The organism is Isoptericola sp. NPDC056134 (assembly GCF_042264825.1).
Lineage (GTDB): Bacteria > Actinomycetota > Actinomycetes > Actinomycetales > Cellulomonadaceae > Isoptericola > Isoptericola nanjingensis.
The window spans coordinates 150,133-165,121 of sequence record NZ_JBHJVM010000011.1; the positions used below are offsets into that span (position 1 = coordinate 150,133).

Sequence of the window (14,989 nt, forward strand, 5' to 3'; positions counted from 1 at the left end):
GGCCGATCCGCCCGCGGTCAGCCGATCCGTGCGCGCAGCCGGCCGGGCAGGTGCCGGTACGCCTTCGGGTCCACCGGCAGCAGCCACTGGCCGGCGCGGGTGGTCGCGGGCAGCTGCAGGTCGAGGTCCGTCAGCATCTCGTCGATCTGGTGCAGCGAGAACGGGATGACGTTGGTCCCGCGGGCGTGCTTGCCCTCCGTGCGCTTCTCCATCCATTCCACGCGGCTCGCGACGAGCTCGCGCCGCTCCTCGACGGGCGGCACGTCGACGGCGTCGGCGAGGTGGGCGGCGGTCCACAGCGCTGCGACCTCGGCCGACAGCGGGCTGAACAGCGACGAGTTGTACCCGGCGAAGGTCAGGTGCGGCACGTCGTGCGGCAGCACCTGCCGGTAGAGCTGGAAGTTGCCGCGGTCGTCGAGCAGGCGTGCCTGCAGGTCGTCGTCGAGGAACGGCACGCGCTGGTGGAAGCCGGTGCCGCACACCACGAGGTCGGCGCGGACCGTGGTGCCGTCGTCGAGCACGGCGACGGGGGCGCCGTCGTCGTCGACGGCGAGGCGCTCGATCTCGGACTCGCGGTGCACGTCGATCCTGCCCTCGGACACCTGCTCGAAGAAGCCGTCGGTGGCGAGCGAGACGGTGGAGCGGGCGATGTCGGCGAACTCGCCGCGCGGCACGAGCCCGAGCTTCTCCAGGTGGAACTGTTTGACCGACACCGCGCCGACGCTGGCGAGCATCGACTTCCGCACACGGTCGCCGGGGCCGTGCAGGAACTTCTCCATGCCGCCGGACAGCGTCTCGTAGCGGAACAGGCCCTCGCCCATCCGGGTGAGCAGGAGGTACTTGTAGTTGAGCGCGTTGCCGAGCCGCTTGGGCAGCTTCCACAGCAGGTGCCGCGCGACGACCTGGGTGCTCGCGGCGACCGGGGCGATCTCGGCGGCGACGTCGCACGCGGACTTGCCGTACCCGACGACGACGACGTGCTTGCCGCGCGCGTCCTCGAGGGACGTGAGCTGGCTCGAGGCGACGACCTTGCCGCCGGCGCGCAGCAGCTGCGCCAGGCCCTCGAAGCGCGGGATCACCGGGTCGGAGAAGATGCCGTTCGCGACCACGACGTGGTCGAAGCGCTCGGGCTCGCCGACCGGCTCGCCCGCGCGTCGCGCGGTGACGAACCAGCCGTCCTCCGCGGGGGTCAGCTCGGCGCGCACCACCTCGGTCGACAGCCGGAGCGAGCCGCGCAGGTCGTGGAGGTCGACGTACCGCTCGAGGTACGCCTGCACCTGCTGGCCGCTGGGCCACTCGGGGTAGTCCTTCGGCATGGGCAGGTCGGAGAAGGCGTACGAGCCCTTGTTGTTCTGCGTGGTGAGGCCCGAGTAGCGGCGGCTCGCGCTCCACACGCCGCCGACGTCGGGGGCCTTGTCGAGCACGGTGACGTCGTGCCCGAACTCGCGGAGCACCTTGGCGCTGGCCAGGCCGGCGAAGCCGGCGCCGACGACGGCGATCTTCATGGGCGTCCTTGCTGTCGGTCGAGAGGGGGCCAAAACGCCAGAATCGTAGCGGTTCGGACAGCATCGGGACAGGCCTTCTCGCAGGTCGGGCGGGTCGAGGTGCCCGACCCGGCCGGTGTCGGCGGCACGCGGCAAGATGGGCCCGTGACGGACACCGAGAACACCCTGCTCGACGAGGCCACCGCACAGCGCCGCTGGGCCGAGCTGGTCGCCCTCGTCGAGGAGGACCAGCGCGCCTACTACGAGGACGACGCCCCCCGGGTGTCCGACGCCGAGTACGACGCGCGGATGCACGAGCTGGAGGCGATCGAGGCCGCGCACCCGGCGCTGCAGACTCCCGAGTCGCCGACGCAGCGGGTGGGCGGCGCGGCCGCCGCCGGGTTCGCGACGGTCGAGCACGTCGAGCGCATGCTCAGCCTCGACAACGTGTTCTCCGTCGACGAGCTGCGGGCGTGGGACGCCCGCGTGGCCCGCGACCTGGGCGCCGAGCGCGTCGGCTACCTGTCCGAGGTGAAGATCGACGGCCTCGCGATCGCCCTGCTGTACGAGAAGGGCCGGCTGGTGCGCGCGGCGACGCGCGGCGACGGCCGCACCGGTGAGGACGTCACGCAGAACGCGCTCCGGATCGCCGACATCCCGCGACGACTGGCGGGCGAGGGCCACCCCGACCTCGTCGAGGTCCGCGGGGAGGTCTTCATCCCCGTCGCCTCGTTCGAGCGGCTGAACGCGCTGCAGGCGGAGCTGCGCGACCGCGTCGTCGCCGAGTCCCGCGCGCGGCACGACGGGCGCACGACGTCCGCCCGCCCGTTCGACGAGGAGCGCGCCCGGGTCGCCGCCCTCCGCCGCTTCCCGCAGTTCGCCAACCCGCGCAACGCGGCGGCCGGCGGGCTGCGCCAGCTGCTCGACAAGAAGGAGGGCATGGAGCTCGAGGCCGGGGTCGCCCGCGTGGAGTCCCTGCGCCTCTACGTGCACGGGATCGGCGCCCTGCAGTGGACGGCGGGGGAGCACACCGAGCTGGCCCGGCAGTCCGAGGCGTACGAGCACTTCGCGCGGTGGGGGCTGCCGGTCTCGCCGCACAACCGCGTCGTCGAGGGGATCGACGGCGTCGTCGAGATGATCGAGTGGTTCGGCGCCCACCGCCACGACATCGAGCACGAGCTGGACGGCATCGTCGTCAAGGTCGACGCGCTGGGCGACCAGCGGCGGCTCGGCGCGACGAGCCGCGCACCCCGGTGGGCCATCGCCTACAAGTACCCGCCGGAGGAGGTCACCACCCGCCTCGTGGCGATCCAGGTGGGCGTGGGCCGCACCGGCCGCGCGACGCCGTACGCCGTGATGGAGCCGGTCCTGGTGGCGGGGTCCACGGTGCGGCAGGCGACGCTGCACAACCGGGACGTCGTGAAGGCCAAGGGCGTGCGCATCGGCGACATGGTCGTGCTGCGCAAGGCGGGCGACGTCATCCCCGAGATCCTCGGGCCCGTCACCGCGCTGGCCGACGACGGCTACCCGCGCGAGGAGTTCGTCATGCCCGAGCGGTGCCCCGAGTGCGGCACCCCGCTGCGGGCGATGAAGGAGGGCGACGTCGACCTGCGCTGCCCCAACGCCGAGTCCTGCCCGGCGCAGGTGCGCGGCCGGGTGGAGCACATCGGCTCGCGCGGGGGCCTGGACGTCGAGGTGCTCGGCGAGGTGACGGCGTCCGCGCTCACCCAGCCCGAGGTGCCCGAGGTCCCGCCGCTGCGCACCGAGGCGGGCCTGTTCGACCTCACGCTGGACCAGCTGCTGCCCATCGAGGTCGTCGTGCGCGACGCCGAGACGGGGCTGCCCAAGCTCGACGACGACGGCGTGGCCCGGCGCAGGACGCCGTTCCGCAAGAAGGTCACCTACACCAAGGCCCGCCGCGCCGAGGCCGAGGCGGCGGGGGAGACCCTGCCCGAGCTCGAGCCGACGGCCGCGGCCACCAAGCTCCTCGACGAGCTCGAGCTCGCCAAGACGAAGGACCTGTGGCGCATCCTCGTCAGCCTCAACATCCGGCACGTCGGGCCCGTGGCGGCCCGAGCGCTCGCGGGCTGGTTCGGCTCGCTCGACGCGGTCCGCGCGGCGACGCGCGAGGAGCTCGCCGCCGTCGAGGGCGTGGGCCCGATCATCGCGGACGCGCTGCTGGCCTGGTTCGACGTCGAGTGGCACCGCGAGATCGTCGACCGCTGGCAGGCGGCCGGGGTGCGCACCTGGATCCCGGACCACCCGGGGCCGGAGGCGATGGCGGCGCAGGCGGACGAGGGGCCGACCGGGCCGCTCGCCGGCCTGACGGTTGTGGTGACGGGCTCGCTCGAGGGGTACAGCCGCGACGGCGCCAAGGAGGCCGTCCTCGCCGCGGGCGGCAAGGCGGCGGGGTCGGTCTCGAAGAAGACGGACTACGTCGTCGTGGGCGAGAACGCCGGCTCGAAGGCGGCGAAGGCGGAGGAGCTCGGCCTGCCGATCCTCGACGAGGCCGCGTTCACCCGGCTGCTGGAGGGCGGACCCGCGGCGCTGGACGGCTGACGCCCGGGGCTACGATGCGCGGGTGCCGGACACCCTCGCCCCGAACCAGACCGCCCCGAGCCTGCGCGGCGCCCACCTCGTGGGCTCCGTGAACCTGCCCTCCGCGCGGGACACCCTGCGCACCGTCGCGGCGCGGCTCGGCGCGCACGTCCGCCGGATCCCCGACGGCGAGGTGGGCGAGCGGTTCCACTGGATCCTGTTCCAGGGCTCGCGGTTCGAGGCGGTCGAGGGGCTGGTCCGCGTGGGCGACGAGCCCGTCGTCGTGGCGGGCTTCGACGTGCGGCCGCACGTGCTCGACGGCTCGGTGCCGGCGGACGGGCTGCGCTTCGGGCCGCTGGGCTACGCGGACGCGGCGCGCGCCTCGTACGCGGACTTCGTCGCCCTGCGCGCGGAGGGCGTGATCGCGCCCGGCACGCGGTTCCAGGTCTGCCTGCCCTCGCCGCTCGCGGCCGTGACGACGTTCGTCGCGCCCGCCGACCGCGCCGCCGTGCACCCGGTCTACGAGGCGGCGCTCGTGCGTGAGCTCGAGGAGATCCTCGCGGCGGTCCCGTCCGAGGACCTCGCCGTGCAGGTCGACCTCGCCACGGAGTTCGCCTTCGTCGAGGGCGCGAACCTCGGCGGCGGCGCCGCGCGGGCGTGGTTCGACGCCGGCGCCGGCGGGGACGAGGGCGTCGTCGAGGGGTGCGCGACCCGGGCGGCGCGGTTCGCGGCGCACGTGCCGGAGGGCGTCGAGCTCGGTTTCCACCTCTGCTACGGCGACGTGGCGGAGAAGCACTTCGTCGAGCCGGCGGACACCGGCCACCTGGTGGAGATGGCGAACGCGCTGGTCGCGGCGCTGCCGCGCCCGATCACCTGGGTGCACCTGCCCGTCCCGATCGACCGCGACGACGTAGCGTACGTCGCCCCGCTCGGCGACCTCGCGCTGGACCCGGCCACCGAGCTCTACCTCGGCGTCCTGCACCACGAGGACGGCATCGAGGGCGCCGCTCGCCGCCTCGCCGCCGCCGCGCAGGTGCTGGGCGGCCGGACCGTCGGCGTCGCGACCGAGTGCGGCTTCGGTCGCGGCCCGAGCGAGCGCACGGCGGCACTGCTGGACCTGCACGTCGCGGTGCTCGAGCGCGCGGCCTGACGATGGCGTCGTCGCCTGCACGACGACGCCGTCCGCGCCGGCGGACACGGCCGTGCCGACGAGGCCCCAAGGCCGCCCATGTCGACCGACCCGTCCTCGGCCGGCGGGGTGATCGGAGAGGCGAGGCGTCCGGTGGGCGCCGAGGTCGTGCCGCGCACCGTAGGGGCGGCGCGCTCAGGCCGTGAGCGCGTCCACGGCCTCGGGGGACAGCGCGTGGTCGGCGGCCATGGCGGCGGCGCCGAGCACGCCGGCCTGCGCGCCGGTGCGCGCGACGGCGATGCGCAGGTGCTGGGTGGCCAGCGGCAGGGACCGCCGGTAGACGACCTCGCGGATCCCGGCGAGCAGGTGCTCGCCCGCCTCGGCGAGGATGCCGCCGAGCACGATGACGGATGGGTTGAGCAGGCTGACGGTCGCCGCGAGGACGCTGCCGATCTCGCGCCCGGCCTGGCGCACCGCGCGGCCTGCGGTCACGTCGCCGCCCCGGACCAGCGCGACGACGTCGGAGGGCCCGGACACGTCCAGGCCCTCGGTGCGGAGCCGGACCGCGAGGGCCTGCGCGCTCGCGATCGCCTCGAGGCAGCCGACGTTGCCGCAGCGGCAGACGATGTCCTCCGCCCCGGGCACGGCGATGTGCCCGACGTCGCCCGCGGCGCCCTGCGCGCCGCGCCGCAGCGCGCCGTCGGCGATGATGCCCGCGCCGATGCCGGTGGCGACCTTGACGAGGATGAGGTCGGGGACGTCGGGCCAGGCGATGCGGTGCTCGCCGAGCGCCATGATGTTCACGTCGTTGTCGACGAGCGCCGGCGCGTCGAAGTGGCCGCGGAGGATGCCGGGCACGTCCGCGTCGTCCCAGCCGGGCATGATCGGCGGGTTGTTCGGGTGCCCGGTCGCGTGCTCGACGGGGCCGGGCAGCCCGACGCCCACGCCGGCGAGGTCGCCCAGCGAGCGGCCCGCGGTCTCGAGCAGCTTGCGCCCGGTGTCCGCGACCCAGCCGAGCACGGGCTCCGGCCCGTCGGCGATGGCGAGGGGCGCGTCGAGCTCGGCGAGCACGGTGGACGCGAGGTCGGTCACGGCGAGCCGGGCATGGGTGGCGCCGAGGTCGACGCCCAGCACCACCTGCGACGACGGGTTGAACGCGAAGGTGGCGGGCGGGCGTCCCCCGGTCGAGGTGGCCTCGCCGGCGGGGGCGATGAGGCCCGCCGCCATGAGGGCGTCGATCCGCCCGGCGACGGTGGACCGGGCCTGCCCGGTGAGGGTCGCGAGCTCGGCTCGGGTGCGGGCCCGGCCGTCGCGCAGGAGCTGGAACATCTCGCCGGCCCCGGGGGTGCGAGGCCCGATCGCTGCGCCTTCCGTCATGACCGTAGTCAATCACGATCGAATAACACCCGTCTTTTGCTTGACGATCGACAGAAGTGCGGCCTAGGTTCGGACTCATGGTCGACGTGGACCGCGACGACGCGGCACCGCCGGAGGGCAGCGACGCCCCCGCCCCTCTGCTGCGCATGGAGGGCATCGTCAAGCACTTCCCGGGCGCCAAGGCGCTCGACGGGGTGGACCTCGACGTGCTGCCGGGCGAGGTGCACTGCCTGCTCGGTCAGAACGGCGCCGGGAAGTCCACGCTCATCAAGGTCCTCGCGGGGGCGCACCAGCCCACCGCCGGCCGGATCGTGCTGGACGGCGAGGAGGTCGTGATCCCGCACCCGGTCGCGGCCCTGCAGCGCGGGGTCGCGACGATCTACCAGGAGCTCGACGTCGTCGACGGTCTGACCGTCGCGGAGAACGTGTTCCTCGGCCACGAGCTCGACCGCGGCGGGTTCACCCAGCGGCGCGAGGTCGCCGCCCGCACGCGCGAGCTGCTGGCGCGGCTCGGCCACCCCGAGATCGCGCCCCACCGCGAGGTCGGCCAGCTCTCGGCCGCGGGCAAGCAGGTCGTGTCCATGGCGCGCGCCCTGTCCCACGACGCGCGCGTCATCGTCATGGACGAGCCGTCCGCCGTGCTCGACGCCGGGGAGGTGCGCAACCTCTTCCGCGTGGTCCGCGCGCTCACGGAGGAGGGCGTCGCGGTCGTGTACATCTCCCACCGCCTGGAGGAGATCCGCGAGATCGGTGACCGCATCACGGTCCTCAAGAACGGGCGCACGGTGGGCCGCGACCTCCCGGCGGCCACCACGCCCACCGCGGAGCTCATCCGCCTCATGACCGGGCGCAACGTCGAGTACGCGTTCCCGGAGCGCCCGGGCGTCCCCGACGACGCCCCGGTGGTGCTCGACGTCGAGGGGCTCGGCCTCGGGGGCACGTTCGACGACGTCTCGTTCCAGGTCCGGGCCGGGGAGATCGTGGGTCTGGCCGGCCTCGTCGGCGCGGGACGTTCGGAGATCCTCGAGACGCTCTACGGCGCGCGGCGGCGTACGGCGGGCAGCGTGGCGGTGAACGGCCGCACCCTCCGCGCAGGGTCGGTCGACGCCGCGGTGGCCGCCGGCATCGGCCTGTGCCCCGAGGAGCGCAAGAGCCAGGGCCTCGTCCTCGACGAGCCCGTCTACCGGAACGTCACCCTCTCCACGTTCGCCCGGTTCGCCCGAGGCGGCTGGCTCGACGAGCGCGCCGAGCGCGCGGCGGCGCGCGAGCAGGTCGCGGCCCTCGACCTGCGGCCCACGGACGTCGACCGCGCGGCCCGCACCCTGTCCGGCGGCAACCAGCAGAAGGCCCTGCTCGGCCGGTGGCTCGTCCACGGCTGCGACGTGCTGCTACTCGACGAGCCCACCCGCGGCGTCGACGTCGGCGCGCGGTCGGAGCTCTACTCCCTCGTGCGCCGGCTCGCCGACGCCGGGACGGCGGTGGTCGTCGTCTCCAGCGAGATCCCCGAGGTCCTCGGCCTCGCCGACCACGTGCTCGTGGTCTCCGAAGGGCGCGTCGTGCACCGGGCACCCGCGCAGGACATCGACGAGCACGGCGTGCTCGACCTCGTCATGGAAGGAACCACCGCATGAGCACCCAGGTGGAGTCGCCGGCCGCCGGCACGTCGCGGCCCTCGTGGCTGTCGGGCCCGGCAGGCCGCACGATCGGGCTCGTCGTGGCCCTGGTCCTCGTCGCCGTGGTCGGCGTGATCACGGGCGGCGAGCGTTTCGCCAGCCTCGACAACGTCATGACCATCCTCCGGCTGGCATCGGTCACCGGGGTCCTCGCCATCGGGATGACCTTCGTCATCACGGCCGGCGGGATCGACCTCTCGGTGGGGTCCCTGACCGGGCTCGCCTCCGTGTGGGCCAGCACGCTCGCCACGCAGACGATGGCCGAGGACGTGCACTGGACCGTCATGGTGCTCACGGCGCTCGTGGTCGGCACCGCGGCGGGCGTCGTCAACGGGCTGATCATCGCGTACGGCAAGGTCGTGTCGTTCATCGCGACGCTGGCGATGATGATCGCCGCCCGCGGCCTCGCGGAGATGATCTCGGGACGCCAGACCCAGGTCGTCAGCGTGGACGGGTTCCTGGACTTCTTCCGCGCCGACGTCATCGGCGTGCCGGTGCTCGTGTGGATCTTCGCGGTGGTCGCCATCGCCGGGTGGTTCCTGTTCAACCGCACCACCTTCGGACGGCGCACGGTGGCCGTGGGCGGCAACCTCGAGGCGTCGCGGCTCGCGGGCATCAAGGTGCAGCGGCACCTGCTGTACATCTACGCGCTGTCCGGGCTGACCGCCGGCATCGCGGGCGTGATGATGCTGGGCCGCACCACGGCGGGCACCTCCACGAACGGCCTGTACTACGAGCTCGAGGTGATCGCGGCCGTGGTCGTCGGCGGCACGCTGCTCATCGGCGGTCGCGGCACGATCGTCGGCACCGTGATCGGCGTCCTCATCTTCGCGATGCTGACCAACGTCTTCACGATCAACAACCTGTCGATCTCCGCCCAGAACGTCGCCAAGGGCGCGATCATCGTCGTCGCCGTCCTGCTCCAGCAGCGCTTCGCCCGGCGTTCCGCGTCCACCTGACGCGCCGCCGCCCTGTCCCTCCCCGCATGTCCCTGCAGCACCCCGCACCATCCCGCACCGGGCCACCCGCCCGGGTCGGCCGGACCGAATCGAGGATGATCACATGTCCGCACGCACCTTGCTGAACAGTCGCGCCCGGCGCAGCGCCGCGGTGGCCGCGGTGGCCGTGTCCGCCGTCCTGCTCGCCGCCGGCTGCACCAGCAACGAGCCGCCCGAGGACGAGGGCTCGGCCGCCCCGCAGGTCGCCGCCGAGGGCAACGACGAGCCGGGCGAGAAGGTCGTCATCGGCTTCTCCGCCCCCGCCGCCGACCACGGCTGGATGGGCGCCATCACCAAGTCGGCGGTCGACACCGCCGGGCAGTACTCGGACGTCGAGCTCCGGCAGGCCGAGGCGACCAACGACGTCAACGTCCAGATCAGCCAGATCGAGCAGTTCATCAACGACAAGGTCGACGCCATCGTGCTGCTGCCGTTCGACGGCGCCGCGCTCACCGAGGTCGCGACCAAGGCGATGGAGGCCGGCATCCCGGTCATCAACGTCGACCGCGAGTTCTCCAGCCCGTTCGCCGCGCGCGCCACGGTGCTCGGCGACAACTACGGCATGGGCGTGAGCGCCGGCACCTACATCTGCGAGCAGCTCGGCGACAACCCGGACGCGATCGTCGCCGAGATCCAGGGCATCGAGTCGCTCCCGCTCACCCAGGACCGCAGCAAGGGCTTCGAGGACGCGCTGTCCGACTGCGGGCTCGACGTCGACCGCCGGGTCGCCGCCGACTTCACGGTCCAGGGCGGGGAGACGGCGACGTCGAACCTGCTGCAGGCGGAGCCGAAGATCGACGCCATCTGGAACCACGACGACGACCAGGGCGTCGGCGTGCTCGCCGCGATCGAGAACGCCGGCCGCGACGAGTTCTTCATGGTCGGCGGCGCCGGTTCCCTCGACGTCATGGAGCACATCCAGGCGGACGACTCGGTGCTGAAGGCGACCGTCGTCTACCCGTCGACGCAGGCGGCCGACGGCATCAAGCTGGCCCGCCTGGTGGTGCACGACAAGAACATGGGCGACCTGGTCTCGGCCGGGGTCCCGCGCACCACCCAGCTGTTCGCCCCCGTGGTCACGGCGGACAACGTCGACCAGTACATGTCCATCGGGTTCCGGTCCTGAGGTCGGACGGGTCCCGCAGAGCACGCACGGACGCACGACAGCCGCACGAGGAAACGGAGGTCGCTCGATGAGCGAGCACGCCACGGCAGGGGGCACGCCGACGCTGGGCGTCGGGATGGTCGGGTACGCGTTCATGGGGGCCGCGCACTCGCACGCGTGGCGGACCGCGCCGCGGTTCTTCGACCTCCCGCTCGCCCTGCGGATGCGGGTCGTGGCGGGCCGCAGCGCCGACGGGGTGCGGGCGGCCGCCGACCGGCTCGGCTGGGACGACGCCGTCACCGACTGGCGCGAGCTCCTGACGCGCGACGACGTCGACCTCGTCGACGTCTGCACGCCGGGCGACACGCACGCCGAGATCGCCGTCGCGGCGCTCGAGGCGGGCAAGCACGTGCTGTGCGAGAAGCCGCTCGCGAACTCGGTGGCCGAGGCGGAGGAGATGGTCCGGGCGGCCGACGCCGCGGCCGCGCGCGGGGTGTACGCGTCGGTGGGGTTCACCTACCGCCGCGTCCCGGCGATCCAGCTCGCGCGCCGCCTGGTCGAGCAGGGGCGGATCGGCGAGGTGCGGCAGGTGCGCGCGCAGTACCTGCAGGACTGGCTGTCCGACCCGGCCACGCCGCTGTCGTGGCGGCTCGACAAGGCGAAGGCCGGCTCCGGGGCGCTCGGCGACATCGGCGCGCACGTCGTCGACCTGGCGCAGTTCGTCACGGGGGAGCGGCTGGTCGGCGTGGCGGGCATGCTCGAGACGTTCGTGCGCGAGCGGCCGGTCCCGGCGTCGTTCTCCGGCCTGTCCGGGGAGGCGGGGGAGGGCACGGGTCCCGTCACCGTCGACGACGCGGCGATCTTCTTCGGGCGGCTGTCGGGCGGAGGGACGGCGACCTTCGAGGCCACGCGGTACGCGTGGGGGCGCAAGAACGCCATCCGGCTCGAGGTCAGCGGCACCCGTGGCTCGCTCGCCTTCGACTTCGAGGACATGAACCTCCTGCACTACTTCGACGCGGAGGACGACGCGGAGGTGGCGGGCTTCCGCCGCATCGTCGTCACCGAGCCGGAGCACCCCTACGGCGGTCACTGGTGGCCCGCCGGGCACGGGCTCGGCTACGAGCACGCGTTCACCCATCAGGTCGTGGACCTCGTCGGGGACCTGGCGGCGGGGAAGCAGCCGACGCCGTCGTTCGCCGACGGCCTCGCCGTGCAGCGCGTGCTCGACGCCGTCGAGCGCAGCTCCGACGCCGGCCACACCTGGGTCGACCTGCCCGGCTGACCACGCCCCGCCCGACGCCTGCACCTGCACCGCCGATCTCGACGAGGAGAACCGCACCATGGCACGACCGATCACCCTGTTCACGGGCCAGTGGGCCGACCTGCCCCTGGAGGAGGTGGCCCGGCTCGCCTCGGGCTGGGGCTACGACGGCCTCGAGCTCGCCTGCTGGGGCGACCACCTGGACCCGTGGCGGTGGGACGACGACGCGTACGTGCAGTCCCGCCTCGATCTGCTGGAGCGGCACGGGCTGAAGGTGTACGCCATCTCCAACCACCTCAAGGGCCAGGCCGTCTGCGACGACCCGATCGACGAGCGGCACCGCGACATCCTGCCGGACGTCGTGTGGGGCGACGGCGACCCGGAGGGGGTGCGGCAGCGCGCGGCGGAGGAGATGAAGCACACCGCGCGCCTGGCGGCGCGGCTCGGCGTGGACACCGTCGTCGGGTTCACGGGGTCGTCGATCTGGAAGTACGTGGCGATGTTCCCGCCGGCCACGGAGGCGATGGTCGAGGCGGGCTACCAGGACTTCGCCGACCGGTGGAACCCGATCCTCGACGTCTTCGACGAGGTGGGCGTGCGGTTCGCGCACGAGGTGCACCCGAGCGAGATCGCCTACGACTACTGGACCACCGTGCGCACGCTGGAGGCGATCGGGCACCGCGAGGCGTTCGGCCTCAACTGGGACCCGTCGCACATGGTGTGGCAGGACCTCGACCCGGTGAGCTTCCTCTGGGACTTCAAGGACCGGATCTACCACGTGGACTGCAAGGACACGAAGAAGCGGATGGGCAACGGCCGCAACGGGCGCCTGTCGTCCCACCTGCCGTGGGCGGACCCGCGGCGCGGGTGGGACTTCATCTCCACGGGCCACGGCGACGTGCCGTGGGAGGACGCGTTCCGGATGCTCAACACGATCGGGTACGCGGGGCCGATCTCGATCGAGTGGGAGGACGCCGGCATGGACCGCCTGGTCGGCGCCCCCGAGGCACTGGAGCTGGTGCGTCGGCTCGCGTTCGACGCCCCGGAGGCCGCCTTCGACGCGGCGTTCTCGCAGCGCTGAGACCGACCTCCCGCAGCTCGTGACGGCTCGCGGCGGCGTGGCGCCGGGTGGTCCGGCGTCCTGATCGAAGGGGATCAGCATGACCGGTCGTCCCGAGCTCGACCGCCGGACGTTCCTGCGCCTGGCGGGCTCCACCGTCGCGGTGGGTGCCGCGACCGTCACGTCCGTGGGCCTGGGCGCGGCGACGGCCTCGTCGGCGCTCGCGGCCGGCGGAGGACGCCGGCTCGTCCCGCCGGGCAAGCTGGGGATCCAGCTGTACTCGATCCGGGACAAGGTCAACGCGCTCGGGTTCCGGGCGGTCTTCGAGCGGCTCTCGACGCTCGGCTACCGGGAGGTGGAGTTCGCCGGGTACACGCAGGGCGCGGTCGGGGCGATCACGCCGGCCGAGATCCGCACGCTGCTGGACGACAACGGCCTCGTCGCCGTGGGGTCGCACCGAGGCATCACCGACTTCGCCCGGAACATGGAGGCCGAGCTCGACATCGCCGAGACCCTCGGCACGGGGCACGTCGGCACGGCGAACGCGCCGACGAGCGACCGCACCGTGGGCGGCTACCTCGACGCCGCGGAGCAGTTCAACGGGTTCGGCGCGGCGGCCGCGGCGCGCGGGCTGAAGTTCTACCAGCACAACCACCAGCACGAGTTCGGCTTCGCGACCGACGACCCTGCGACGCGGCTGTACGACGTCTTCCTGGAGAACACGGACCCGGCGGCCGTCTTCCTCGAGATGGACGTGTTCTGGGCGTTCGTCGGCCGACACCTCTACCCGGGGTTCGAGCCGGTGGAGTACGTGCTGGCCCACCGGGACCGCTACCCGATGTTCCACCTCAAGGACGGGCGCGTGAACCCGCAGTCGTCGAACGGCTACGACATCGTCGAGTTCGGGGTGGGCGACCTCGACTACCAGGCGTTCCTCGGCGCGCTGAACGGGTCCGGACGCCAGCACGGCATCTGGGAGCAGGACAACGCGTCGACGGTCGCCGAGCCGCCGTTCCCCGTCGACTCCTTCGGCAACGCGGAGCGCAGCGCCGACGCGATCCTCGCGCTGCGGGGCTGAGGACGGCGGGAGCGCGGCCGGCGGGAAGGCGCACGAGTCGCCCCGCCCGCCGTGTCGCGCGCGGTCAGGCCGGTCGACGGATCATGACGACGTCGTCGTGCCGCACGCCGCCGACGTCGTAGGTCCGCGTGCCGGCGACCTCGAAGCCGTGCTTGCGGTAGAAGGACTGCGCCCGGGCGTTCTGCGCGTTGGTGCCCAGCCACACGGGCGCGTCGCCGCCGAGCTCTGTGGCGGCCGAGACGGCCGCGTCGAGCAGCCGCGCCGCGACCCCGCTGCCGAGCGCGTCCGGGTGCACGTAGATCTTGGAGAGCTCGACGTACGGGGCGGTCCCGACGACGGAGCGGAGCACGCACTGCTCCTCGTCGCCGGAGGGCTCGCCGAGGGACACGAGCGCGTAGCCGAGGGGAGCCGTCGGACCGTCGGCGCGCGCGTCGAGCTCCTCGTCGACGGCGACCAGGAGAGCGTGCGCGTCGGACCGGACCCACCCGCGGACGGCGGAAGGGGACAGGTGGGTGGCCACGTGAGCGGCCATCGTGGCCACGGAGGTCCCGGGCGGGCACGCCAGCGGGAACGTGAGCGCGGCGAGCCACGCGACGTGGGCGCTCTCGTCGGGACGTGCGGGCCGGACGACGACGGACGCCGGGGGCTGAGGGGCGGTCTGCGGGGTGCTCACGGCACGATTCTGGACCCGGTCCCCAGCCCTCGTCCGAGGGCGGGGTGGGGTGTGCCCCGCGTCACCGCGGACGGAGTTGGCCGCGCGCTCCGGAGCGTGTAATGTTCTACGACGTCAGCCCGACAGGGAGACGGACACCAAGGAGCACGATCCGGGAGACCGGAGCTCAGGTGGCCGACCGGGGCTGGAACTCACATCGAGGATCAGGTCGCATTCGTGCGCCCCGAGCACCGGTGTGGGGGCTTTCCGACGACTTCGGGCAGTTCGATCGACTGGAAACGGGCGGTCGGAACGGCCGAAAAAGTCTGGTAAGTTTGAGGGGTTGCCCCGGCGGGGTCGGAACTGAGAGTGGTTCTGGTTCTGCGGTGTGCGTCGGTTGTTTGAGAACTCAACAGTGTGTTTGATAGTCAATGCCAAATTTTTGAACCCTTTGTGGTTCCTTTGGATCGGACTGAGCAGTTCAGCTTGGTCTGGCCAGTATCGTTGAATGCTGCGGGCTCTTTCGGGGGTTCGTGGTGTTTCTCTTCTTTTACGGAGAGTTTGATCCTGGCTCAGGACGAACGCTGGCGGCGTGCTTAACACATGCAAGTCGAACGGTGAAGTCCCAGCTTGC

General features: G+C 73.0%; 11 protein-coding genes and 1 rRNA gene. 9 read left to right on the plus strand and 3 right to left on the minus strand.

Annotated elements, in window-relative coordinates:
• Positions 1-17: 17 nt before the first annotated feature.
• A complete protein-coding gene (locus ACFCZN_RS12740) occupies positions 18-1,505 on the minus strand; it encodes a flavin-containing monooxygenase (RefSeq protein WP_430557024.1) in 1,488 nt (495 codons plus the stop codon).
• 144 nt (positions 1,506-1,649) lie between these two features.
• On the opposite strand from ACFCZN_RS12740, the gene ligA reads away from it, so the two are divergent.
• Both ligA and ACFCZN_RS12750 read left to right on the plus strand, forming a co-directional pair.
• Positions 1,650-4,043: an NAD-dependent DNA ligase LigA gene (gene ligA, locus ACFCZN_RS12745; protein WP_430557025.1), complete on the plus strand. Its 2,394-nt coding sequence runs from the start codon at positions 1,650-1,652 to the stop codon at positions 4,041-4,043.
• A 22-nt stretch (positions 4,044-4,065) separates the two neighbouring features.
• Positions 4,066-5,172: a hypothetical protein gene (locus ACFCZN_RS12750; protein WP_430557026.1), complete on the plus strand. Its 1,107-nt coding sequence runs from the start codon at positions 4,066-4,068 to the stop codon at positions 5,170-5,172.
• Positions 5,173-5,346: 174 nt separating this feature from the next.
• On the opposite strand, the gene ACFCZN_RS12755 is transcribed toward ACFCZN_RS12750, so the two are convergent.
• Positions 5,347-6,528: an ROK family transcriptional regulator gene (locus ACFCZN_RS12755; RefSeq protein WP_429766852.1), complete on the minus strand. Its 1,182-nt coding sequence runs from the start codon at positions 6,526-6,528 to the stop codon at positions 5,347-5,349.
• Positions 6,529-6,605: 77 nt separating this feature from the next.
• On the opposite strand from ACFCZN_RS12755, the gene ACFCZN_RS12760 reads away from it, so the two are divergent.
• From ACFCZN_RS12760 to ACFCZN_RS12785, 6 genes are all read left to right on the plus strand, one after another.
• Complete coding sequence (locus tag ACFCZN_RS12760; protein ID WP_429766851.1) at positions 6,606-8,159, plus strand: sugar ABC transporter ATP-binding protein; 1,554 nt, start codon at positions 6,606-6,608, stop codon at positions 8,157-8,159.
• A complete protein-coding gene (locus ACFCZN_RS12765; RefSeq protein ID WP_430557027.1) occupies positions 8,156-9,160 on the plus strand; it encodes an ABC transporter permease in 1,005 nt (334 codons plus the stop codon). The genes ACFCZN_RS12760 and ACFCZN_RS12765 overlap by 4 nt, the downstream gene beginning before the upstream one ends.
• A gap of 103 nt (positions 9,161-9,263) precedes the next feature.
• Positions 9,264-10,325 carry a substrate-binding domain-containing protein gene (locus tag ACFCZN_RS12770; protein WP_429766848.1) on the plus strand — a complete coding sequence of 354 codons (1,062 nt, stop codon included), beginning with the start codon at positions 9,264-9,266 and terminating at the stop codon, positions 10,323-10,325.
• Between the two features lie 67 nt (positions 10,326-10,392).
• Complete coding sequence (locus ACFCZN_RS12775; protein ID WP_430557028.1) at positions 10,393-11,586, plus strand: Gfo/Idh/MocA family protein; 1,194 nt, start codon at positions 10,393-10,395, stop codon at positions 11,584-11,586.
• A gap of 58 nt (positions 11,587-11,644) precedes the next feature.
• Positions 11,645-12,646: a sugar phosphate isomerase/epimerase family protein gene (locus tag ACFCZN_RS12780; protein WP_429766845.1), complete on the plus strand. Its 1,002-nt coding sequence runs from the start codon at positions 11,645-11,647 to the stop codon at positions 12,644-12,646.
• A gap of 79 nt (positions 12,647-12,725) precedes the next feature.
• On the plus strand, positions 12,726-13,703 hold the full coding sequence (locus ACFCZN_RS12785; protein WP_430557029.1) for a sugar phosphate isomerase/epimerase family protein: 978 nt from the start codon (positions 12,726-12,728) through the stop codon (positions 13,701-13,703).
• Between the two features lie 64 nt (positions 13,704-13,767).
• Here the strand turns inward: ACFCZN_RS12785 and ACFCZN_RS12790 are convergent, their stop codons facing one another.
• A complete protein-coding gene (locus ACFCZN_RS12790; RefSeq protein ID WP_430557030.1) occupies positions 13,768-14,376 on the minus strand; it encodes a GNAT family N-acetyltransferase in 609 nt (202 codons plus the stop codon).
• A 528-nt stretch (positions 14,377-14,904) separates the two neighbouring features.
• Between ACFCZN_RS12790 and ACFCZN_RS12795 the strand changes: the two genes are divergently transcribed.
• Positions 14,905-14,989: ribosomal RNA gene (locus ACFCZN_RS12795) — 16S ribosomal RNA — on the plus strand; the annotation flags it as partial.